This is a genomic window from Streptomyces sp. enrichment culture (assembly GCF_964273255.1).
Classification (GTDB): Bacteria; Actinomycetota; Actinomycetes; order Streptomycetales; family Streptomycetaceae; genus Streptomyces.
The window spans coordinates 4,364,699-4,385,384 of the sequence record NZ_OZ186835.1 but is presented as its reverse complement, the minus strand read 5'-3'; the positions used below and the strand labels follow the sequence as shown (position 1 = coordinate 4,385,384).

The window sequence follows — 20,686 nt, the reverse complement described above, 5'->3', positions numbered from 1 at the left end:
GTCAGCTCGGTCCTGCCTTGTACCCGACGCCACGGACGGTCACCACGATCTCCGGCTTCTCCGGGTCCTTCTCGACCTTGGAGCGCAGCCGCTGCACGTGCACGTTCACCAGCCGGGTGTCGGCCGCGTGGCGGTAGCCCCAGACCTGCTCGAGCAGCACCTCGCGGGTGAACACCTGCCACGGCTTGCGGGCGAGCGCGACCAGCAGGTCGAACTCCAGGGGCGTCAGGGCGATCGACTGCCCGTCCCGCTTCACGGAGTGACCGGCCACGTCGATCACCAGGTCGCCGATGGCGAGCTGCTCCGGGGCCGGCTCCTCCGACCGGCGCAGGCGCGCCCGGATGCGGGCGACCAGTTCCTTCGGCTTGAACGGCTTCACGATGTAGTCGTCGGCGCCCGACTCCAGGCCCACGACGACGTCGACCGTGTCGCTCTTGGCCGTGAGCATCACGATCGGCACCCCGGACTCCGCCCTGATCAGGCGGCACACCTCGATGCCGTCCCGGCCGGGCAGCATCAGGTCCAGCAGCACGAGATCGGGTTTGGCCTCGCGGAAAGCGGCCAGCGCCTTGTCACCGTCGGCGACGAAAGACGGCTCAAAACCCTCACCACGCAGCACGATGCCGAGCATCTCGGCCAGTGCGGTGTCGTCGTCGACGACAAGGACTCGTCCCTTCATAAACGACATCATCCCATTAGCTCATCGTTACCTGGCGTGACCTGGCACACAGCTCGGCAAGGGCCTCGGTGGTCACGGGCGAGACCGCGCCCTCTTCGGTGACGATCGCCGTCACCAGTTCCGGTGGTGTCACGTCGAACGCCGGGTTGTACGCCTGGGTCCCCAGGGGTGCTACCGGAATCCCGCCTCCCGCCTCCATCCCCGCCACCGGCACCTGCGGCGCCGTGACCTCGGTCACCTCGTGGCCGGAACGCTGCTCGACCTCGATGGACGCCCCGTCCGGTGTCGCCGGATCGACCGTCGTCACCGGCGCCACCACGATGAACGGCACGTGGTGGTACCGCGCGAGCACCGCGAGCGGATAGCTCCCCACCTTGTTCGCCACCGAACCGTCGGCCGCGATGCGGTCCGCCCCGATCAGAACCGCGTCCACCTCGCCCGCCGCGAACAGCGATCCCGCCGCGTTGTCGGTGAGCAGGGTGTACGCCATGCCGCTGCGAGCCGCCTCGTATGCCGTCAGGCGAGCACCTTGCAGCAACGGACGCGTTTCGTCCACCCACAGCCGCCTCAAGCGTCCCGCACGGTGCGCCGCGAGGGCCACCGCGAACGCCGTCCCCTCCCCGCCCGACACCAGCGCACCGGTGTTGCAGTGGGTGAGGATCCGGTGCCCGCCGCCGGACAGCATCTCGTCCAGCAGCGCCAGCCCGTGCTCCGCCATCCGGGCACTGGCCTCGGCGTCCTCCCGGTGCAGCTGCCGCGCGGCGGCCAGCGCCGCCCCGGCCGCCTGCCGCGGATCGCCGGTGCGGGTCAGCGCCGCCCGGTACGCCTCCCGGGCCCGGCGCACCCCGACCGCGAGGTTCACCGCGGTGGGCCGGGCGCTCTCCAGCGCCTCCGCCGCGTCGTCCACGTCGTAGCCCCGCACGGCGGCGAGCGCGACGCCGTAGGCGCCCGCGATGCCCAGCAGGGGCGCCCCGCGCACCGCGAGCGAACGGATCGCCTCCACGAGGGCGGGCGCGTCCGTGCAGACGAGCTCGACCTCCTCGGCGGGCAGCCGCGTCTGGTCGAGCAGGACCAGGACGGGCCCTTCGGGCGGCTCGTCCCAGCGGATCGCGGGGATGCCGGTCGGCCGCCGGGGGTCTGCGCTGTGCGCGTACTGATCAGCCATGTCGTCAGTCTGCCCCCTGCGGCGCGGACAATTGAAGGTGTGCCGGTCCGACCTCGCCCGGACCGTGCACAACCACCCCATGGCACGATGGCTGCCACACTGCCGCCGCGCCCGCGGACGCGCACCGTGAAGGAGCGATGATGAACGACACTCCGGGCTGGGCCTCGCCCGGATCCACACCATCCGACGGACAGGAGCCGTCCGCGTCCGGCCCCGCCGGCCCGGCACCGCACCCCGGACAGCAGGGCCAGGCCCCCGGGGAACAGGGCGTGAAGTGGTCGAAGGAGCAGCCGCCCCCGAGCCAGTGGTCCACGCCCACCGGCTCCTCGGGCGCCCCGGGCCACGGCCAGGCTCCCCCGCCCCCGCAGGGACCGGGCTGGGGCGGCACCCCGCCCGGCGGACACGGCCCGGGCGGGTACGGCCCCGGTGGCTGGGGCGGCGGCTGGGGCGGTCCCCCGCCGGCCGCGAAGCCCGGCGTCATCCCGCTCCGCCCGCTGGGCGTGGGCGAGATCCTGGACGGCGCCGTCTCCACCATGCGCACCTACTGGCGCACGGTGCTCGGCATCTCGCTGACCGTCGCCGTCCTCACCGAGCTGGTCGCCGTCCTGCTCCAGGGCTTCGTCCTGGACAACTCCAGCGTCGAGGTCCTCGAGGACGAGAGCGCCACCCTCGAGGAACTGACCAGCGCCCTGAGCGACGCCCTCCTCAGCTCCGGCGTGCTCTTCGTGGTGACGCTCCTCGGCACCGTCGCCGCCACCGCCCTGCTCACCACCGTCACCAGCCGCGCGGTGCTCGGCCGGCCGGTCACCATCGGCGAGGCCTGGCGCGACGCCCGCCCGCAGGTCGTGAAGCTGCTGGGCCTGATGCTGCTGCTCATGCTGATCACCGCGGCCGTCGTCACCGTCGGCGCGCTGCCCGGCCTGCTGGTGGGCCTCGCGGGCGGCGGCGGAGGCGCCGTGGCGCTGACCGTTCTCGGCCTCCTCGGCGCCGCGGTCGTCGCCGCCTGGCTCATGGTCCGCTTCTCGCTCGCCTCGGCCGTGCTGATGCTCGAGAAGCAGGGCGTCCTCAAGGCCCTGGCCCGCTCCACGAAGCTGGTCCGCGGCGCCTGGTGGCGCGTGTTCGGCATCCAGCTCCTCGCGATGCTCATCGCCGGCATCGTGGCGTCGATCATCGTCATCCCCTTCACCGCGGTCGCCTCCGCCTTCGGCGAGGGCGGCGTCAACGGCTTCCTCGACGGCACCGCCGGCGGCTTCGGCTGGACGTTCCTCATCATCAGCGGCATCGGCTCGGTCATCGGCTCCACGATCACCTTCCCGATCACGGCCGGCGTCACCGTGCTGCTCTACGTCGACCAGCGCATCCGCCGCGAGGCGCTCGACCTCGAACTCGCCCGCGCCGCCGGCCTCCCCGGCCACGACGGCCCCGGCGCCACCCCGGGGGGCTGACGGGGTGATCACCGCGGGGGGAGTTCTCACACCGGTCCATGCGCTGCCGACGGCCGCCGGCAGCGCCCTGCGCACCGCCCTGGGCGCCGAGGAGCCGCCCGTCACCCTCCCGCGCGACCCCGCGCGGGAGGCGGCCGAGCGCGAACTGTCCAAGCGCATGTACCACGAGAACGATCCCAGCTGGTTCCACAAACTCCTCAACGCCTTCTGGGACTGGGTCGGCGAACTCTTCGAGACCGCGTCCACCGCCACCCCCGGCGGCACCCTGGGCCTGGTCGTGGTCATCGCCGCCGTGATCGCCGTCCTCGGCGCCCTGTGGTGGCGCCTGGGCACCCCGCGCCGGGAACCGGCCTCCGCACCCGCCCTCTTCGACGACCGCCCCCGCAGCGCCGCCGAACACCGCGCCGCCGCCGAGGCGCACGCCGCCCAGGGCCACTGGAACCGGGCCGTCCAGGAGCGCATGCGGGCCATCGTCCGCTCCCTGGAGGAACGCGCCCTGCTCGACCCCAGGCCCGGCCGCACCGCGGACGAGGCCGCCGCGGAGACCGCCCGCGCCCTGCCCGGACACACCGACCGGCTCCACGCCGCCGCCCGCGGCTTCGACGACGTCACGTACGGCGGCCGGAGCGCGACCGAGGCGGCGTACCACGACATCGCCGGCCTCGACGACGACCTGGAACGCAGCAGGCCCCGGCTCGCCGGCAGCACCGCAGGCACCCACGGCACGGACCACGACACCACCGGGGGAGCAGCCGGATGACGACCGAGGCCACACTCCCGTCCACCTCGGCCTCGCCCACCGCCCGCCAGGTGTGGACCCGCTCGCGCGGCATCGCCCTCGCCCTGGTGCTGCTGTTCGCGGCCGCCGTCGCGATCGCCGTGGTCCGCTCCGACACCCGGCACGGCGAACTCGACCCGCGCTCCGCCGACCCCTACGGCAGCCGCGCCGTCGCCGAACTCCTCGCCGACCGCGGCGTGGACACCCGCGTGGTCACCACCCTGGGCGAGGCGCGAGCCGCGGCCGGACCCGACACCACCCTCCTGGTCGCCGTCCCCGACCTGCTGACCCCCGGCCAGCAGTCCCGCCTGCACACGGCCACCGCCGACTCCGGCGGCCGGACCGTCCTGGTCGCCTCCGGCAGCGCCTCCGTGGAACGCCTGGCCCCCGGGGTCACCGCCGCCCCGGCCACCAGCCGCGCCTCCACCCTCTCCCCCGACTGCGCCCTGGCCGCCGCCCGCCGCGCGGGCAGCGCCGACCTCGGAGGCCTGCGCTACACCACCACCCACCCCGACGCCGACGAGTGCTACCCCAGCGAGCGCCTGGCCACCCTGCTGCGCATCCCGGACGGCACCGGTGACGGCGACACCGTCCTCCTCGGCTCCCCGGACATCCTCCTCAACAACCGGCTCGCCGAGCAGGGCAACGCCTCGCTCGCCCTGCAACTCCTCGGCTCCCGCCCCCATCTCGTCTGGTACCTCCCCACGCTCGCCGACGCCTCCGCCGCCTCCGAGGACGACCAGCGCGGCTTCTTCGACCTGGTCCCCTCCGGATGGCTCTGGGGCACCCTGCAGCTCTTCGTCGCGGCAGCACTGGCCGCCCTGTGGCGGGCACGCCGACTGGGCCCTCTGGTGCCGGAGAACCTCCCCGTCGCGATCCGCGCCTCCGAAACCGTCGAAGGCCGCGCCCGCCTCTACCGCAGGGCCGACGCCCGCGACCGCGCGGCGACCGCTCTGCGCTCCACCGTCCGCACCCGCCTCGCCCCCCTCGTCGGCGTCCCCGTCTCCCAGGCGCACGCGCCCGAGGCCCTGCTCCCCGCCCTGTCCACCCGCTTCCGCGGGGACGACGGGCAGTCCCTGCACACTCTCCTGTTCGGCCCGCCGCCCGGCGACGACGCGGCACTCATCCAGCTCGCCGACCAACTCGACGCCCTCGAAAGAGAGGTACGCCGTCCATGATGGACCCGACCACTGACAACGCCGCGCACACCGGGGACCCGGCCGCCGCCCGGGCCGCCCTGGAGGCCCTGCGCGCCGAGATCGCCAAAGCCGTGGTCGGCCAGGACCCCGCCGTGACCGGCCTCGTCGTCGCCCTCCTGTGCCGCGGCCACGTCCTCCTCGAAGGCGTTCCCGGCGTCGCCAAGACCCTCCTCGTGCGCGCGCTCGCCGCGACCCTGGAACTCGACACCAAACGGGTGCAGTTCACCCCCGACCTGATGCCGAGCGACGTCACCGGCTCCCTGGTCTACGACGCCCGCACCGCCGAGTTCTCCTTCCAGCCCGGCCCGGTGTTCACCAACCTCCTCCTCGCGGACGAGATCAACCGCACCCCGCCGAAGACCCAGTCCTCGCTGCTGGAGGCCATGGAGGAGCGCCAGGTCACCGTCGACGGCACCCCCCGCACCCTCCCCGACCCGTTCCTGGTGGCCGCCACCCAGAACCCCGTGGAGTACGAGGGCACCTACCCCCTGCCCGAGGCCCAGCTCGACCGCTTCCTCCTCAAGCTGACGATCCCCCTGCCGTCCCGGCAGGACGAGATCGACGTCCTCACCCGCCACGCACAGGGCTTCGACCCGCGCGACCTGAACGCCGCCGGCGTCCGCCCCGTGGCGAAGGCGGCCGACCTGGAAGCGGCCCGCGCCGCGGTCGCCCGCACCACCGTCTCCCCCGAGATCACCGCCTACGTGGTGGACATCTGCCGGGCCACCCGCGAGTCGCCGTCCCTCGCGCTCGGCGTCTCCCCCCGCGGCGCCACCGCCCTGCTGGCCACCGCCCGCGCCTGGGCCTGGCTGACCGGCCGCGACTACGTCATCCCGGACGACGTCAAGGCCCTCGCCCTGCCCACCCTCCGCCACCGCGTCCAGCTCCGCCCCGAGGCCGAGATGGAGGGCGTCACGGCCGACTCGGTCATCAACGCCATCCTGGCCCACGTCCCCGTCCCCCGCTGATGGCACTCACCGGACGCACCGCCCTCCTGGCGGCCCTCGGCTCCCTCCCGGTCGGCATCCTGGAACCCGGCTGGACGGGCCTGCTCGCGGTCAACGCCCCCCTCGCGGTGGCGTGCGCCTGCGACTACGCCCTGGCCGCCCCCGTACGCCGCCTCGGGCTGACCCGCTCCGGGGACACCTCGGTACGCCTGGGCGACACCGCCGACGTCACCCTGACGATCACCAACCCGTCCGGGCGGCCCCTGCGCGCCCGGGTCCGGGACGCCTGGCCGCCGAGCAGCTGGCAGCCCGGCACCGAGACCACCGCATCTCGGCACCGTCTGGTCGTCCCCCCGGGCGAACGGCGCCGTCTGACCACCCGTCTGCGCCCCACGCGCCGGGGCGACCGCACGGCCGACCGCGTCACCATCCGCTCCTACGGTCCGCTCGGCCTCTTCGCCCGCCAGGGTGCCCACCGGGTGCCCTGGGCGGTGCGGGTCCTGCCGCCGTTCACCAGCCGCAAGCACCTGCCGTCCAAGCTGGCCCGGCTGCGTGAACTCGACGGCCGCACCAGTGTGCTGACCCGGGGTGAGGGGACGGAGTTCGACAGCCTGCGCGAGTACGTTCCCGGTGACGACACCCGGTCCATCGACTGGCGTGCCACGGCCCGTCAGTCGGCCGTCGCGGTCCGCACCTGGCGTCCCGAGCGGGACCGCCACATCCTGCTGGTCCTCGACACCGGCCGCACGTCCGCGGGCCGGGTGGGCGACGTGCCCCGGCTGGACGCCTCCATGGACGCGGCGCTCCTCCTGGCCGCGCTCGCCTCCCGGGCGGGCGACCGGGTCGCGCTCCTCGCGCACGACCGCCGCACCCGTGCCCTCGTCCAGGGCCGCTCCGCCGGCGACGTCCTCCCGTCCCTGGTCAACGCGATGGCCACGCTGGAACCCGAGCTCGTCGAGACCGACGCCCGGGGCCTGGCGGCCACGGCACTGCGCACGACACCGCGCCGTTCCCTGATCGTGCTCCTGACGACCCTCGACCCGGCTCCCATCGAGGAAGGGCTCCTGCCCGTCCTGCCTCGGCTCACCCAGCGCCACACGGTTCTGCTGGCCTCGGTGGCCGACCCGCACATCGCGGAGATGGCCGAGGCCCGGGGTTCGACGGACGCGGTGTATGAGGCGGCGGCCGCCGCCCGGTCCCACGCCGAGCGCGAACGCACCGCGGAGCAACTCCGCCGGCACGGTGTCACCGTCGTCGACGCGACCCCGGACACCCTGGCACCCGCGCTGGCCGACGCCTACCTGGCCCTGAAGGCGGCGGGGCGTCTGTAACTCCCGTCCATACCTGCGAGGGCCCGCGTGACATGCACGGGCACTTTCAGGAACATAGCCCCGAGAACGCAGAAAGCCCCCGTGCCATACGGCACAGGGGCTTTCCCAACGTATTGTTCGGCGGCGTCCTACTCTCCCACAGGGTCCCCCCTGCAGTACCATCGGCGCTGTAAGGCTTAGCTTCCGGGTTCGGAATGTAACCGGGCGTTTCCCCTACGCTATGACCACCGAAACACTATGAAACACTCAACCGCACCACACCCAGAAACCCGGGTGTGGGGTTGTTCGTGGTTTCAGAACCAACACAGTGGACGCGAGCAACTGAGGACAAGCCCTCGGCCTATTAGTACCGGTCAACTCCACACGTTACCGTGCTTCCATATCCGGCCTATCAACCCAGTCGTCTACTGGGAGCCTTACCCCATCAAGTGGGTGGGAGCCCTCATCTCGAAGCAGGCTTCCCGCTTAGATGCTTTCAGCGGTTATCCCTCCCGAACGTAGCCAACCAGCCATGCCCTTGGCAGAACAACTGGCACACCAGAGGTTCGTCCGTCCCGGTCCTCTCGTACTAGGGACAGCCCTTCTCAAGACTCCTACGCGCACAGCGGATAGGGACCGAACTGTCTCACGACGTTCTAAACCCAGCTCGCGTACCGCTTTAATGGGCGAACAGCCCAACCCTTGGGACCGACTCCAGCCCCAGGATGCGACGAGCCGACATCGAGGTGCCAAACCATCCCGTCGATATGGACTCTTGGGGAAGATCAGCCTGTTATCCCCGGGGTACCTTTTATCCGTTGAGCGACGGCGCTTCCACAAGCCACCGCCGGATCACTAGTCCCGACTTTCGTCCCTGCTCGACCCGTCGGTCTCACAGTCAAGCTCCCTTGTGCACTTACACTCAACACCTGATTACCAACCAGGCTGAGGGAACCTTTGGGCGCCTCCGTTACCCTTTAGGAGGCAACCGCCCCAGTTAAACTACCCATCAGACACTGTCCCTGATCCGGATCACGGACCCAGGTTAGACATCCAGCACGACCAGACTGGTATTTCAACGACGACTCCCCCTGAACTGGCGTCCAGAGTTCACAGTCTCCCAGCTATCCTACACAAGCCGAACCGAACACCAATATCAAACTGTAGTAAAGGTCCCGGGGTCTTTCCGTCCTGCTGCGCGAAACGAGCATCTTTACTCGTAGTGCAATTTCACCGGGCCTATGGTTGAGACAGTCAAGAAGTCGTTACGCCATTCGTGCAGGTCGGAACTTACCCGACAAGGAATTTCGCTACCTTAGGATGGTTATAGTTACCACCGCCGTTTACTGGCGCTTAAGTTCTCAGCTTCGCCCCACCGAAATGGAGCTAACCGGTCCCCTTAACGTTCCAGCACCGGGCAGGCGTCAGTCCGTATACATCGCCTTACGGCTTCGCACGGACCTGTGTTTTTAGTAAACAGTCGCTTCTCGCTGGTCTCTGCGGCCACCCCCAGCTCACCGAGTAAATCGGATCACCAGGAATGGCCCCCCTTCTCCCGAAGTTACGGGGGCATTTTGCCGAGTTCCTTAACCATAGTTCACCCGAACGCCTCGGTATTCTCTACCTGACCACCTGAGTCGGTTTAGGGTACGGGCCGCCATGAAACTCGCTAGAGGCTTTTCTCGACAGCATAGGATCATCCACTTCACCACAATCGGCTCGGCATCAGGTCTCACCCTTGATGAGTGGCGGATTTGCCTACCACTCGGGCTACACCCTTACCCCGGGACAACCACCGCCCGGGATGGACTACCTTCCTGCGTCACCCCATCACTCACCTACTAACCGCTTGGTTCAGCGGCTCCACCACTCCGACCTCGTCCGAAGACTCAGCCGGCGGCTTCACGGCCTTAGCATCACGATGCTCGATGTTTGACGCTCCACAGCGGGTACCGGAATATCAACCGGTTATCCATCGACTACGCCTGTCGGCCTCGCCTTAGGTCCCGACTTACCCTGGGCAGATCAGCTTGACCCAGGAACCCTTAGTCAATCGGCGCACACGTTTCTCACGTGTGAATCGCTACTCATGCCTGCATTCTCACTCGTGAACCGTCCACAACTGCCTTCCGGCGCTGCTTCACCCGGCACACGACGCTCCCCTACCCATCACAGTCTCCGTTAGGAGTATGTACTGCAATGACACGACTTCGGCGGTACGCTTGAGCCCCGCTACATTGTCGGCGCGGAATCACTAGACCAGTGAGCTATTACGCACTCTTTCAAGGGTGGCTGCTTCTAAGCCAACCTCCTGGTTGTCTCTGCGACTCCACATCCTTTCCCACTTAGCGTACGCTTAGGGGCCTTAGTCGATGCTCTGGGCTGTTTCCCTCTCGACCATGGAGCTTATCCCCCACAGTCTCACTGCCGCGCTCTCACTTACCGGCATTCGGAGTTTGGCTAAGGTCAGTAACCCGGTAGGGCCCATCGCCTATCCAGTGCTCTACCTCCGGCAAGAAACACACGACGCTGCACCTAAATGCATTTCGGGGAGAACCAGCTATCACGGAGTTTGATTGGCCTTTCACCCCTAACCACAGGTCATCCCCCAGGTTTTCAACCCTGGTGGGTTCGGTCCTCCACGAAGTCTTACCTCCGCTTCAACCTGCCCATGGCTAGATCACTCCGCTTCGGGTCTTGAGCGTGCTACTCAAACGCCCTATTAGGACTCGCTTTCGCTACGGCTTCCCCACCCGGGTTAACCTCGCAACACACCGCAAACTCGCAGGCTCATTCTTCAAAAGGCACGCAGTCACGAGACACCAGCAAGCTGATGTCCGACGCTCCCACGGCTTGTAGGCACACGGTTTCAGGTACTATTTCACTCCCCTCCCGGGGTACTTTTCACCATTCCCTCACGGTACTATCCGCTATCGGTCACCAGGGAATATTTAGGCTTAGCGGGTGGTCCCGCCAGATTCACACGGGATTTCTCGGGCCCCGTGCTACTTGGGTGTCTCTCAAACGAGCCGCTGACGTTTCGACTACGGGGGTCTTACCCTCTACGCCGGACCTTTCGCATGTCCTTCGCCTACATCAACGGTTTCTGACTCGTCCTGTTGCCGGCAGACAACAGAAGAGAGATCCCACAACCCCGTATGCGCAACCCCTGCCGGGTCTCACACGCATACGGTTTGGCCTCATCCGGTTTCGCTCGCCACTACTCCCGGAATCACGGTTGTTTTCTCTTCCTGCGGGTACTGAGATGTTTCACTTCCCCGCGTTCCCTCCACACTGCCTATGTGTTCAGCAGCGGGTGACAGCCCATGACGACTGCCGGGTTTCCCCATTCGGACACCCCCGGATCAAAGCCTGGTTGACGACTCCCCGGGGCCTATCGTGGCCTCCCACGTCCTTCATCGGTTCCTGGTGCCAAGGCATCCACCGTGCGCCCTTAAAAACTTGGCCACAGATGCTCGCGTCCACTGTGCAGTTCTCAAACAACGACCAACCACCCACCACCCCGAGCAACAGCTCGAGTTCACTGGGGCCGGCACCGAAGACATCGACCATACGGCCGTGCCCTCAGACACCCAACAGCGTGCCCGACACCCTCACCACCCGTGATCCGCGTTCCACGCTCCGAAGAGCAGTACTGGCAGCCCGAGTCGACTGAGTGTGCCGAGTAGTCAACGTTCCACCCATGAGCAACCAGTGCGAGACGTTCGCTCGCATGCTGGCCTCTGACCGTGTCCCGAGGGACCCGGTGAGAAGTGCTCCTTAGAAAGGAGGTGATCCAGCCGCACCTTCCGGTACGGCTACCTTGTTACGACTTCGTCCCAATCGCCAGTCCCACCTTCGACAGCTCCCTCCCACAAGGGGTTGGGCCACCGGCTTCGGGTGTTACCGACTTTCGTGACGTGACGGGCGGTGTGTACAAGGCCCGGGAACGTATTCACCGCAGCAATGCTGATCTGCGATTACTAGCGACTCCGACTTCATGGGGTCGAGTTGCAGACCCCAATCCGAACTGAGACCGGCTTTTTGAGATTCGCTCCACCTCACGGTATCGCAGCTCATTGTACCGGCCATTGTAGCACGTGTGCAGCCCAAGACATAAGGGGCATGATGACTTGACGTCGTCCCCACCTTCCTCCGAGTTGACCCCGGCGGTCTCCCGTGAGTCCCCAACACCCCGAAGGGCTTGCTGGCAACACGGGACAAGGGTTGCGCTCGTTGCGGGACTTAACCCAACATCTCACGACACGAGCTGACGACAGCCATGCACCACCTGTACACCGACCACAAGGGGGGCACCATCTCTGATGCTTTCCGGTGTATGTCAAGCCTTGGTAAGGTTCTTCGCGTTGCGTCGAATTAAGCCACATGCTCCGCCGCTTGTGCGGGCCCCCGTCAATTCCTTTGAGTTTTAGCCTTGCGGCCGTACTCCCCAGGCGGGGCACTTAATGCGTTAGCTGCGGCACGGACGACGTGGAATGTCGCCCACACCTAGTGCCCACCGTTTACGGCGTGGACTACCAGGGTATCTAATCCTGTTCGCTCCCCACGCTTTCGCTCCTCAGCGTCAGTATCGGCCCAGAGATCCGCCTTCGCCACCGGTGTTCCTCCTGATATCTGCGCATTTCACCGCTACACCAGGAATTCCGATCTCCCCTACCGAACTCTAGCCTGCCCGTATCGACTGCAGACCCGGGGTTAAGCCCCGGGCTTTCACAACCGACGCGACAAGCCGCCTACGAGCTCTTTACGCCCAATAATTCCGGACAACGCTCGCGCCCTACGTATTACCGCGGCTGCTGGCACGTAGTTAGCCGGCGCTTCTTCTGCAGGTACCGTCACTTTCGCTTCTTCCCTGCTGAAAGAGGTTTACAACCCGAAGGCCGTCATCCCTCACGCGGCGTCGCTGCATCAGGCTTGCGCCCATTGTGCAATATTCCCCACTGCTGCCTCCCGTAGGAGTCTGGGCCGTGTCTCAGTCCCAGTGTGGCCGGTCGCCCTCTCAGGCCGGCTACCCGTCGTCGCCTTGGTGAGCCGTTACCTCACCAACAAGCTGATAGGCCGCGGGCTCATCCTGCACCGCCGGAGCTTTCGAACCACCAGGATGCCCAAGTGGTTCAGTATCCGGTATTAGACCCCGTTTCCAGGGCTTGTCCCAGAGTGCAGGGCAGATTGCCCACGTGTTACTCACCCGTTCGCCACTAATCCCCACCCGAAGGTGGTTCATCGTTCGACTTGCATGTGTTAAGCACGCCGCCAGCGTTCGTCCTGAGCCAGGATCAAACTCTCCGTGAATGTGTACCCGTGATCGGGTCGACACCACGAGAGCGGAACCACCGGAGGAATAGTCCGATGGTTCACAGCGTCCTCGCTGTGTTTTTTCAAAGGAACCTCGCCCCAGCTGACGCTGGAGACGGGGTATCAACATATCTGGCGTTGACTTTTGGCACGCTGTTGAGTTCTCAAGGAACGGACGCTTCCTTCGTACTCACCCTCTCGGGCTTTCCTCCGGGCGCTTCCCTTCAGTGTTTCCGACTCTATCAGATCTTTCCGATCCGATTTCCTCGGTGCTTTCCAGGTCGACGCTTTTCGCGCTTTCCTTTCCGGCGGACCCGACTTTATCAGAAGTTCCGGACCGGTCTGACCGGCTCACGTTTTCCGATTCATCGGGAGAGGCTTCTTCGAAAGTCTTCTGGAGAAGTGTTTTCGAGAAGCAGACAGATGCTCACTGTTGTGTCCCGGAGGGTCGCCGTACGGCTACCCGACTCCAGGCAACTGTTCGAATCTACCTCCCCACAGCTTCCGTGTCAACGGCTCCCGTGGGGCGATGAGGAGACTAGCAGCTCCCCCGTGCCGTATGCACATCAGGCGGCGGTCGGCACGGTGGCGCTCCGCTCCGAGGCGTCGAGGTCGCCGGTCTCGCCGGACCGGGCCGCACGTCCGCCCACGACGTAGACGTACGCCAGGAAGGCCACCTCGGCCACGACGCCGATGGTGATGCGGGCCCAGGTGGGCAGGCCGGACGGGGTGACGAAGCCTTCGATGGCGCCGGAGACGAACAGCACCGCGGCGAGGCCGATGGCCATCGCGAGCGCCGCCCTGCCCTCCTCGGCGAGGGCCTGCCGGCGGAGGCGTGGGCCGGGGTCGATGAGGGTCCAGCCGAGCCGGAGACCCGTGCCGGCGGCGACGAAGACCGCGGTCAGTTCGAGGAGGCCGTGGGGCAGGACCAGGCCGAGGAAGGTGTCGAGCCGCCCGGCCGAGCCCATCAGGCCGAAGCCGACCCCCAGGTTGAGCATGTTCAGGAAGAGGATCCAGATCACCGGCAGCCCGAGGAACACGCCCAGGATGAGACAGAGGGCCGCCGCCCAGGCGTTGTTCGTCCACACCTGGGCGGCGAACGACGTGGCGGGATTGCTGGAGTAGTACGACTCGTACTGGCCGCCGGGCCGGGTGAGCTCCCGCAGTTCGCTCGGCGCGGCGATGGACGCCTGCACCTCCGGGCTGGTGCCGATCCACCAGCCGAGGAGCGCGGCGACGGCCGTGGACAGGAGTGCGGTGGGCACCCACCAGTGACGGGACCGGTAGACGGCCGCCGGGAAGCTGTGGCCGAAGAAGTGGGTGACGTCCCGCCACGACGCGCGGCGGGCTCCGGTCACGGCGCTGCGCGCGCGGGCGACCAGCTGGCTGAGCCGTCCGGTCAGCTGGGGGTCGGGGGCGGCGGACTGGATCAGGGAAAGATGGGTGGCCGCCCGCTGGTAGAGGACGACGAGTTCGTCGGCCTCGGCACCGGTGAGCCGGCGCCTGCGCCGGAGCAGGGCGTCGAGGCGGTCCCACTCCGCGCGGTGGGCGGAGACGAAGACGTCCAGGTCCATCGGTGTGCCTGCTCCTCGACTGATCGACTGGTCGGCGTGGTGGGCTTGTCGTACTGCGATCGGCAACAGCTTGGCAGACTGGCGGGGTGAGGGGCATGCGAGGGAAGGGCGGCGGGCGTGAGTGAGCTGGTGACGGGCGAGGCAGTGGCGTTGGAGCTGCGCCCGGCGAGGTTGCCCAGCCGGGCCCTGGCGGTGCTGCTCGATCTGGTGGTCGCCATGACGGTCTACGTGATCCTGACCGTCGTGGTGGTGATGGCCACCGCCTCGCTGGACCAGGCGGCGCAGACGGCGATATCCCTCTCCCTGTTCCTGCTGACCCTGGTGGGCGGCCCGATCGTGGTCGAGACCCTGACCCACGGGAAGTCGCTGGGCAAGCTGGCGTGCGGCCTGCGGGTCGTGCGGGACGACGGGGGGCCGATCCGGTTCCGGCACGCCCTGGTGCGCGGGCTGATCGGCGTGATCGAGATCCTGATGACGCTCGGTGTGGTGGCCTGCATCGCCTCGCTGGTGTCGGCGCGGGGGCGGCGGCTCGGGGACGTGTTCGCGGGCACCCTCGTCGTCCGGGAGCGGGTGCCGGCCGGGCGGGCCGGGTTCGTGCCACCCCCGCCGCCGTGGCTGGCCGGACGGTTCCAGGCGCTCGATCTGTCGGCGGTCCCCGACGGGCTCTGGCTGGCGGTGCGGCAGTACCTGACGCGGATGCAGCAGCTGGACCCGCAGGTCGGCTGGGCCATGGCGGAGCGGCTGGCCTCGGACCTGGCGGATCGCACCGGCACCCCGGCGCCGCCCGGTGTGCCCCCGGCCGCCTACCTGGCGGCCGTGTTGCAGGAGCGGCAGGTCCGGGAGGCCCGGCGCGCCTTCGCGAACCGTCCGTCCGCCGATGGGCGGCCCGGGGGCGGGACGGGACCGGCGGGGCCCTACCGTCCGCCCGCGTCGCCCCGGAGCCCCTACGCGCCGCCCGCGTCGCCCCCGGGGCCGTACGGCCCGCCCGGGCATCCGGCGGCGCCGCACTCCGCGGCTTCCGCGGCTTCCGCGCCGGCCGTTCCCGGCGTGCCGTCCGCGCCCCCCGTGACGCCGCCGGAGTCGGCGGGGCCGTCTGACGCGCCGTCGGAGCCGTCGGAGACGCCCTCCACCGGCCGGCCCGGCGGAGGATTCGCACCGCCCGCCTAGCGGGGCCCGGAGCGCGGGGCCGTGAGACCGGTGCCCCTGCACCGCTGTTCTGCGGGGCCGGCGACCCCGCCCGTCAGGGGAAGACCGACGGCGGTGACTCCAGGTCCTCCAGCTCGACGCCCGGCGCCGCGAGGACGACGTCACCGGCGAGGTGCACGGTGTGCTGTTCACCGGTGTCCAGGGCGGTGACCTGGTACGCGTCCACGATCAGCGGGCCGTTGTCAGTGGCGTGTGCTTCTCTTCCCACCAAGGCCCAGGACTGGTCCACGGTGCGGGGGGCGAGGACCGGGTCGGTGAGGGCGACCAGGCGGACGCGGGTGGCCGACGCGGAGGGGGTGAGGCGCAGGAGACACGCGGTGGCGACGAGGAACGCGGGGGACGAGCCGGTGAAGGCGTGGGCGCGCACGTTGCCTTCGGTGGCGTGGGTTCCGGTGGGGTCGGTGCGGACCCAGGTGACCCCGTCGAGGGCGGCGCCGCGGACCTGCCAGTTGCCGGCGTGCAGTTCGAGGCGGATGGGACGGCCGAGTTCGTCGAGCGCGAGGTCGACCGAGCCGTGGTCGTCGCCGGACGGCGTGGTGAGCCGGGAGACGTAGCGCCAGCCGGAGGGGCCGGGGGCGCACTGGAAGTGTTCCTCGGCGAGGGGGGTGTGGTCGTGCGGATCGTGGAGCGCGTAGCGGCCGCGGGGCATGAGGGTGGGTCCTGGGTCGTGACGGGTCGGTCCCGCTGAGGACGGTGCCGGGGCGCCGGGCGCCGGTGGCCGGCGCGGGCGGGGCACGGGCAGGCCCCCCGGCACGGGGGTGCGGGGGGGCCTGTCGCGTGGACCTGCTGCCGGTGGGCGCGTGCGGGCGGGACGGCTCGGACGCGCTCCGCCCGGCGCTGGGCCGGGGTCGGATCAGTAGCGGTAGTGGTCCGACTTGTAGGGGCCTTCGACCTTCACGCCGATGTACTCGGCCTGCTCGGGGCGGAGCGTCGTGAGCTTCACGTCGAGCGCGTCGAGGTGGAGGCGGGCGACCTTCTCGTCGAGGTGCTTGGGCAGCACGTAGACGCCGGTCGGGTACGCGTCGGGCTTGGTGAACAGCTCGATCTGGGCCAGGGTCTGGTCCGCGAAGGAGTTGGACATCACGAACGACGGGTGGCCGGTGGCGTTGCCCAGGTTCAGCAGGCGGCCCTCGGACAGGACGATGATCTTCTTGCCGTCGGGGAAGGTCCAGGTGTGCACCTGGGGCTTGATCTCGTCCTTGACGATGCCGGGGACCTTGGCGAGGCCGGCCATGTCGATCTCGTTGTCGAAGTGGCCGATGTTGCCCACGATCGCCTGGTGCTTCATCTTGGCCATGTCCGAGGCCATGATGATGTCCTTGTTGCCGGTCGTGGTGATGAAGATGTCGGCCGTCTCGACGACCTCGTCGAGGGTCGTGACCTGGTAGCCGTCCATCGCGGCCTGCAGGGCGCAGATCGGGTCGATCTCGGTGATGATCACGCGGGCGCCCTGGCCGCGGAGGGACTCCGCGCAGCCCTTGCCGACGTCGCCGTAGCCGAACACCACGGCGGTCTTGCCGCCGATGAGGGTGTCGGTGGCGCGGTTGATGCCGTCGATCAGGGAGTGGCGGCAGCCGTACTTGTTGTCGAACTTCGACTTGGTGACGGCGTCGTTGACGTTGATCGCCGGGAACAGCAGGGTGCCGTCGCGCTGCATCTCGTACAGGCGGTGGACGCCGGTGGTGGTCTCCTCGGTGACCCCGCGGATCTCGGAGGAGAGCTGGGTCCACTTCTGCGGGTTCTCGCTCAGGGTGCGGTTGAGCAGTTCGAGGATGACGCGGTGCTCGTCGGACTCGGCGGTGTCGGGCGAGGGGGCCTTGCCGTCCTTCTCGTACTCGACGCCCTTGTGCACGAGGAGGGTGGCGTCACCACCGTCGTCGAGGATCATGTTGGGGCCGCCGGTGGGGGTGTCCGGCCAGGTCAGCGCCTGCTCCGTGCACCACCAGTACTCCTCGAGAGTCTCGCCCTTCCAGGCGAAGACCGGAACGCCCTGCGGGTTGTCGGGCGTGCCGTTCGGGCCGACGGCGATGGCGGCGGCCGCGTGGTCCTGGGTGGAGAAGATGTTGCAGGACGCCCAGCGGACCTCGGCGCCGAGGGCGACGAGGGTCTCGATGAGGACGGCGGTCTGCACGGTCATGTGCAGGGAGCCGGTGATGCGGGCGCCGGCCAGGGGGCGGGCCTCGGCGTACTCCTTGCGGATCGCCATCAGGCCCGGCATCTCGTGCTCGGCGAGGGTGATCTCCTTGCGGCCGAAGTCGGCCAGGGAGAGGTCGGCGACCTTGAAGTCCTGTCGGTTGTCGACAGTCGTCATTGCGAGCTGCTCCTCGGGATCGGGTCGAGGTGGGTACGGCTGGTCTGCGCGGCGGCGGACACCACGGTGCCCGGGGAGGACACTGGCATGCCCGCGTACGCGCAGCGCAGTCCGTCGGAGGCCCTCTCTCCCTCGGCCGGTCCGCAGGCGGACCGCCCGACCGCCATCAGCAGCGACGTCTGGCTCCGTCCCAAGCTACACCGCGGCCACCGGCGACCCCCAGTCCGTCACCGTACACATCAAGCCGAACACGGGATGTCATCGACAGGCGGGCCCGCGGCGGTCGCCCGCCCGGGCCCGGCACGGTGCCGGGCGGGCCGGGTGCTGCGGGGCCGGTGGGGCGAGCGCACCGTCGGCCGGGGCCGGCGGCGCGGAGACGGCGGCGGGGAGCCGCCCGTGCGGGCGGCTCCCCGTGCGTCGCGCCGTCGCGGGCGTCAGCGGGCGTCAGTGCGCGGAGGCGTCCGGGGCCGGACCGCCGGGGGTGGCCTCGGGGTCGGCGCCCTTGGCGGCCTCGGCCGCCTTGTAGACGTCGGGTTCCAGGTAGATCACGCGGGCGATCGGCACGGCCTCGCGGACGCGGGCCTCGGCGGCGTCGATGGCGCTGGCGATCTGCGTGGCCGTGTCGTCGTGGCGCACCGCGATCTTCGCGGCGACCAGCAGTTCCTCCGGGCCGAGGTGGAGGGTGCGCATGTGGATGATGCGGGTGACGGTGTCGCCGTCGACGAGGGCCGCCTCGATCCTGCGGGTCTCGTCGGGACCGGCCGACTCGCCGAGCAGCAGCGACTTGGTCTCCAGGGCGAGGACCAGGGCGATCACGATGAGCAGGACACCGATGCAGAGGGTGCCGATGCCGTCCCAGACGCTGTCGCCGGTGAGCAGGGCCATCCCCACGCCGCCGAGGGCGAGGATCAGGCCGACGAGGGCACCGAGGTCCTCCAGGAGGACCACCGGCAGCTCGGGCGCCTTCGAGTGGCGGACGAACTCCGTCCATGAGCGCTTGCCGCGCAGGACGTTGGACTCCTTGATGGCGGTGCGGAAGGAGAACGTCTCCGCGATGATCGCGAAGACCAGGACGCCGACGGGCCAGTACCAGTGGGTCAGTTCGTGCGGGTGCTTGATCTTCTCGTAGCCCTCGTAGAGGGCGAACATGCCGCCGACGGAGAACAGCACGATGGAGACGAGGAAGGCGTAGATGTAGCGCTCGCGGCCGTAGCCGAAGGGGTGCTCCGGGGTGGCCTTGCGCCGGGCCCGCTTGCCGCCGACCAGGAGCAGCGCCTGGTTGCCGGAGTCGGCGAGGGAGTGGACGGATTCGGCGAGCATCGACGAGGAGCCGCTGAAGAGGAACGCCACGAACTTCGCTACCGCGATCGCGAGGTTGGCGGCGAGTGCCGCCACGATCGCCTTGGTCCCGCCTGACGCGCTCATGTGTCGCGTGGTCCCTTCGTGTGCCGAGTGCCGAGTGCCGAGTGCCATGTGCCGGGTCCGGGCGGGCGCGGGTGCGCCCGCCCGGTGGGTGTCCCGTCCGGGACGGGGCGCCATTGTTGCAGCCCCGTCGGGTACGGCGTGTCAGGTCGCGGTCACCGGGAGGTCAGACGACGACGGTGGCCCGGAACAGGGTTCCCGCGCCGGTCACCTCGGCCTTCTCCCCCGCCGGGACGAACACCGAGGTGCCGGGGGTCAGGTCGTGCTCGCCGGCCCGGACCGTGCCGGCGGTGCAGAGCAGGATCTGCGCGGTGTGCAGGGTCAGGTCGTGGCCGGCGCCGCCCTCGGTCAGGACGTACCGGGAGAGCCGGAACTCGTCGGTGGGGGTCTCGTAGACCTCCTCACCGTCGGGTGCGGCCTCCGGGCGCAGGATGCCCGCGTCGCGGGCCTCGAAGCGGACGATGCGCAGGAGTTCGGGCACGTCGACGTGCTTGGGGGTGAGGCCGCAGCGGAGCACGTTGTCGGAGTTGGCCATGATCTCGACGGCGAGGCCGTCGAGGTAGGCGTGCGGCACTCCGGCGCCGAGGTAGAGGGCCTCGCCGGGCTGGAGCCGGACGTGGTTGAGGAGCATCGCGGCGATGACGCCGGGGTCGCCGGGGTAGTGGTGGGCGATGTCGGCGTAGGGGGCGTAGTCGCCGCCGAGGCGGTCGCAGGCGGCGGCGGTCTCGGCGACCGTGCGGGCCATCTCCTCGGGGTCGGCGGTCAGGACGGCGGTGAGCACCTCGCGCAGGGCGGCGTCCTCGGGGCTGGCGCGCAGCAGGTCGACGTAGGGCTTGAGGGAGTCCACGCCGAGGCCGTCGAGGAGTCCGGCGGCGCGCAGCGGTTCGCGGAAGCCGCACAGCCCGTCGAACTCGGTGAGGGCGCAGACCAGTTCGGGCTTGTGGTTGGCGTCCTTGTAGTTGCGGTGGGCGGCGGTGGCGGGGACGCCGCGCCGTTCCTCGTCGGCGTAGCCCTCCTTCGCCTGGTCCAGGTCGGGGTGGACCTGGAGGGAGAGGGGCGCGCCGGCGGCGAGCAGCTTCAGGAGGAAGGGCAGCCGGGGGCCGAACCGGGCGACCGCGGCGGCGCCGAGCTCCTGCTCGGGGGCGGCGTCGATGATCTCGGCGAGCGTGCCCCGCGCGGTGCGGGAGGGGGCGCCCGGGTGGGCTCCCATCCACATCTCCGCCTGCGGCTCGCCGGTCGGTTCGGTGCCGAGCAGCCGCGGGATGGCGGTGGTGGACCCCCAGGCGTAGGGGCGGATGGTGTTGTCGAGGCGGTCCATGGTGGTTCTGGGTTCC

At 69.3% G+C, this 20,686-nt stretch carries 13 protein-coding genes and 3 rRNA genes; 6 read left to right on the top strand and 10 right to left on the bottom strand.

Annotated elements, in window-relative coordinates; genetic code table 11:
- Position 1 precedes the first annotated feature (1 nt).
- Complete coding sequence (gene mtrA, locus ACSU53_RS19010; protein WP_009188938.1) at positions 2 to 691, bottom strand: two-component system response regulator MtrA; 690 nt, start codon at positions 689 to 691, stop codon at positions 2 to 4.
- 4 nt (positions 692 to 695) lie between these two features.
- Positions 696 to 1,844: an S-methyl-5-thioribose-1-phosphate isomerase gene (gene mtnA, locus ACSU53_RS19005; RefSeq protein ID WP_437029301.1), complete on the bottom strand. Its 1,149-nt coding sequence runs from the start codon at positions 1,842 to 1,844 to the stop codon at positions 696 to 698.
- Positions 1,845 to 1,984: 140 nt separating this feature from the next.
- On the opposite strand from mtnA, the gene ACSU53_RS19000 reads away from it, so the two are divergent.
- Genes ACSU53_RS19000 through ACSU53_RS18980 form a run of 5 tightly spaced genes read left to right on the top strand, consistent with a single transcriptional unit; the run spans position 1,985 to position 7,544 of the window.
- Positions 1,985 to 3,289, top strand: coding sequence for a hypothetical protein (locus ACSU53_RS19000; protein ID WP_437029299.1), 1,305 nt, complete (start codon positions 1,985 to 1,987; stop codon positions 3,287 to 3,289).
- Positions 3,290 to 3,293: 4 nt separating this feature from the next.
- Positions 3,294 to 4,049 (top strand): DUF4129 domain-containing protein, encoded by a 756-nt coding sequence (locus ACSU53_RS18995; RefSeq protein WP_437029297.1) that lies wholly within the window; start codon positions 3,294 to 3,296, stop codon positions 4,047 to 4,049.
- Positions 4,046 to 5,245 carry a DUF4350 domain-containing protein gene (locus ACSU53_RS18990; RefSeq protein WP_437029295.1) on the top strand — a complete coding sequence of 400 codons (1,200 nt, stop codon included), beginning with the start codon at positions 4,046 to 4,048 and terminating at the stop codon, positions 5,243 to 5,245. The genes ACSU53_RS18995 and ACSU53_RS18990 overlap by 4 nt, the downstream gene beginning before the upstream one ends.
- The gene (locus ACSU53_RS18985; protein ID WP_437029293.1) at positions 5,245 to 6,234 is read left to right on the top strand and encodes an AAA family ATPase; all 990 of its coding nucleotides are present in this window, start codon (positions 5,245 to 5,247) and stop codon (positions 6,232 to 6,234) included. The genes ACSU53_RS18990 and ACSU53_RS18985 overlap by 1 nt, the downstream gene beginning before the upstream one ends.
- On the top strand, positions 6,234 to 7,544 hold the full coding sequence (locus ACSU53_RS18980) for a DUF58 domain-containing protein (protein WP_437029291.1): 1,311 nt from the start codon (positions 6,234 to 6,236) through the stop codon (positions 7,542 to 7,544). The genes ACSU53_RS18985 and ACSU53_RS18980 overlap by 1 nt, the downstream gene beginning before the upstream one ends.
- A 115-nt stretch (positions 7,545 to 7,659) precedes the next feature.
- Here ACSU53_RS18980 and rrf read toward each other — a convergent pair.
- From rrf to ACSU53_RS18960, 4 genes are all read right to left on the bottom strand, one after another.
- A 5S ribosomal RNA gene (rrf, locus tag ACSU53_RS18975) occupies positions 7,660 to 7,776 on the bottom strand.
- 91 nt (positions 7,777 to 7,867) lie between these two features.
- A 23S ribosomal RNA gene (locus ACSU53_RS18970) occupies positions 7,868 to 10,991 on the bottom strand.
- Between the two features lie 316 nt (positions 10,992 to 11,307).
- Positions 11,308 to 12,836, bottom strand: a 16S ribosomal RNA gene (locus tag ACSU53_RS18965).
- Together the 16S, 23S and 5S rRNA genes form the textbook arrangement of a ribosomal RNA operon.
- 569 nt (positions 12,837 to 13,405) lie before the next feature.
- Entirely contained in the window at positions 13,406 to 14,413 is a 1,008-nt protein-coding gene (locus tag ACSU53_RS18960) for a stage II sporulation protein M (protein ID WP_437029290.1), read from the bottom strand.
- A 117-nt stretch (positions 14,414 to 14,530) separates the two neighbouring features.
- On the opposite strand from ACSU53_RS18960, the gene ACSU53_RS18955 reads away from it, so the two are divergent.
- The gene (locus ACSU53_RS18955) at positions 14,531 to 15,580 is read left to right on the top strand and encodes an RDD family protein (protein ID WP_437029288.1); all 1,050 of its coding nucleotides are present in this window, start codon (positions 14,531 to 14,533) and stop codon (positions 15,578 to 15,580) included.
- 73 nt (positions 15,581 to 15,653) lie between these two features.
- On the opposite strand, the gene ACSU53_RS18950 is transcribed toward ACSU53_RS18955, so the two are convergent.
- The 4 genes from ACSU53_RS18950 to manA form a co-directional block, all read right to left on the bottom strand.
- Positions 15,654 to 16,268 carry a hypothetical protein gene (locus ACSU53_RS18950; RefSeq protein ID WP_437029286.1) on the bottom strand — a complete coding sequence of 205 codons (615 nt, stop codon included), beginning with the start codon at positions 16,266 to 16,268 and terminating at the stop codon, positions 15,654 to 15,656.
- A 204-nt stretch (positions 16,269 to 16,472) separates the two neighbouring features.
- Entirely contained in the window at positions 16,473 to 17,930 is a 1,458-nt protein-coding gene (gene ahcY / locus ACSU53_RS18945; RefSeq protein WP_437029285.1) for an adenosylhomocysteinase, read from the bottom strand.
- 444 nt (positions 17,931 to 18,374) lie between these two features.
- The gene (locus tag ACSU53_RS18940) at positions 18,375 to 19,355 is read right to left on the bottom strand and encodes a cation diffusion facilitator family transporter (protein ID WP_437029283.1); all 981 of its coding nucleotides are present in this window, start codon (positions 19,353 to 19,355) and stop codon (positions 18,375 to 18,377) included.
- Positions 19,356 to 19,518: 163 nt separating this feature from the next.
- Positions 19,519 to 20,670 (bottom strand): mannose-6-phosphate isomerase, class I, encoded by a 1,152-nt coding sequence (gene manA, locus ACSU53_RS18935; protein WP_437029281.1) that lies wholly within the window; start codon positions 20,668 to 20,670, stop codon positions 19,519 to 19,521.
- Positions 20,671 to 20,686 lie beyond the last annotated feature (16 nt).

Coding starts and splice junctions, on each gene's coding strand:
- ACSU53_RS19000 (WP_437029299.1), top strand. CDS start 1,985: ATGAACGACACTCCGGGCTGGGCCTCGCCCGGATCCACACCATCCGAC.
- ahcY (WP_437029285.1), bottom strand. CDS start 17,930: ATGACGACTGTCGACAACCGACAGGACTTCAAGGTCGCCGACCTCTCC.
- manA (WP_437029281.1), bottom strand. CDS start 20,670: ATGGACCGCCTCGACAACACCATCCGCCCCTACGCCTGGGGGTCCACC.
- ACSU53_RS18950 (WP_437029286.1), bottom strand. CDS start 16,268: ATGCCCCGCGGCCGCTACGCGCTCCACGATCCGCACGACCACACCCCC.
- mtnA (WP_437029301.1), bottom strand. CDS start 1,844: ATGGCTGATCAGTACGCGCACAGCGCAGACCCCCGGCGGCCGACCGGC.
- ACSU53_RS18940 (WP_437029283.1), bottom strand. CDS start 19,355: ATGAGCGCGTCAGGCGGGACCAAGGCGATCGTGGCGGCACTCGCCGCC.
- ACSU53_RS18985 (WP_437029293.1), top strand. CDS start 5,245: ATGGACCCGACCACTGACAACGCCGCGCACACCGGGGACCCGGCCGCC.
- ACSU53_RS18980 (WP_437029291.1), top strand. CDS start 6,234: ATGGCACTCACCGGACGCACCGCCCTCCTGGCGGCCCTCGGCTCCCTC.
- ACSU53_RS18960 (WP_437029290.1), bottom strand. CDS start 14,413: ATGGACCTGGACGTCTTCGTCTCCGCCCACCGCGCGGAGTGGGACCGC.
- mtrA (WP_009188938.1), bottom strand. CDS start 691: ATGATGTCGTTTATGAAGGGACGAGTCCTTGTCGTCGACGACGACACC.
- ACSU53_RS18990 (WP_437029295.1), top strand. CDS start 4,046: ATGACGACCGAGGCCACACTCCCGTCCACCTCGGCCTCGCCCACCGCC.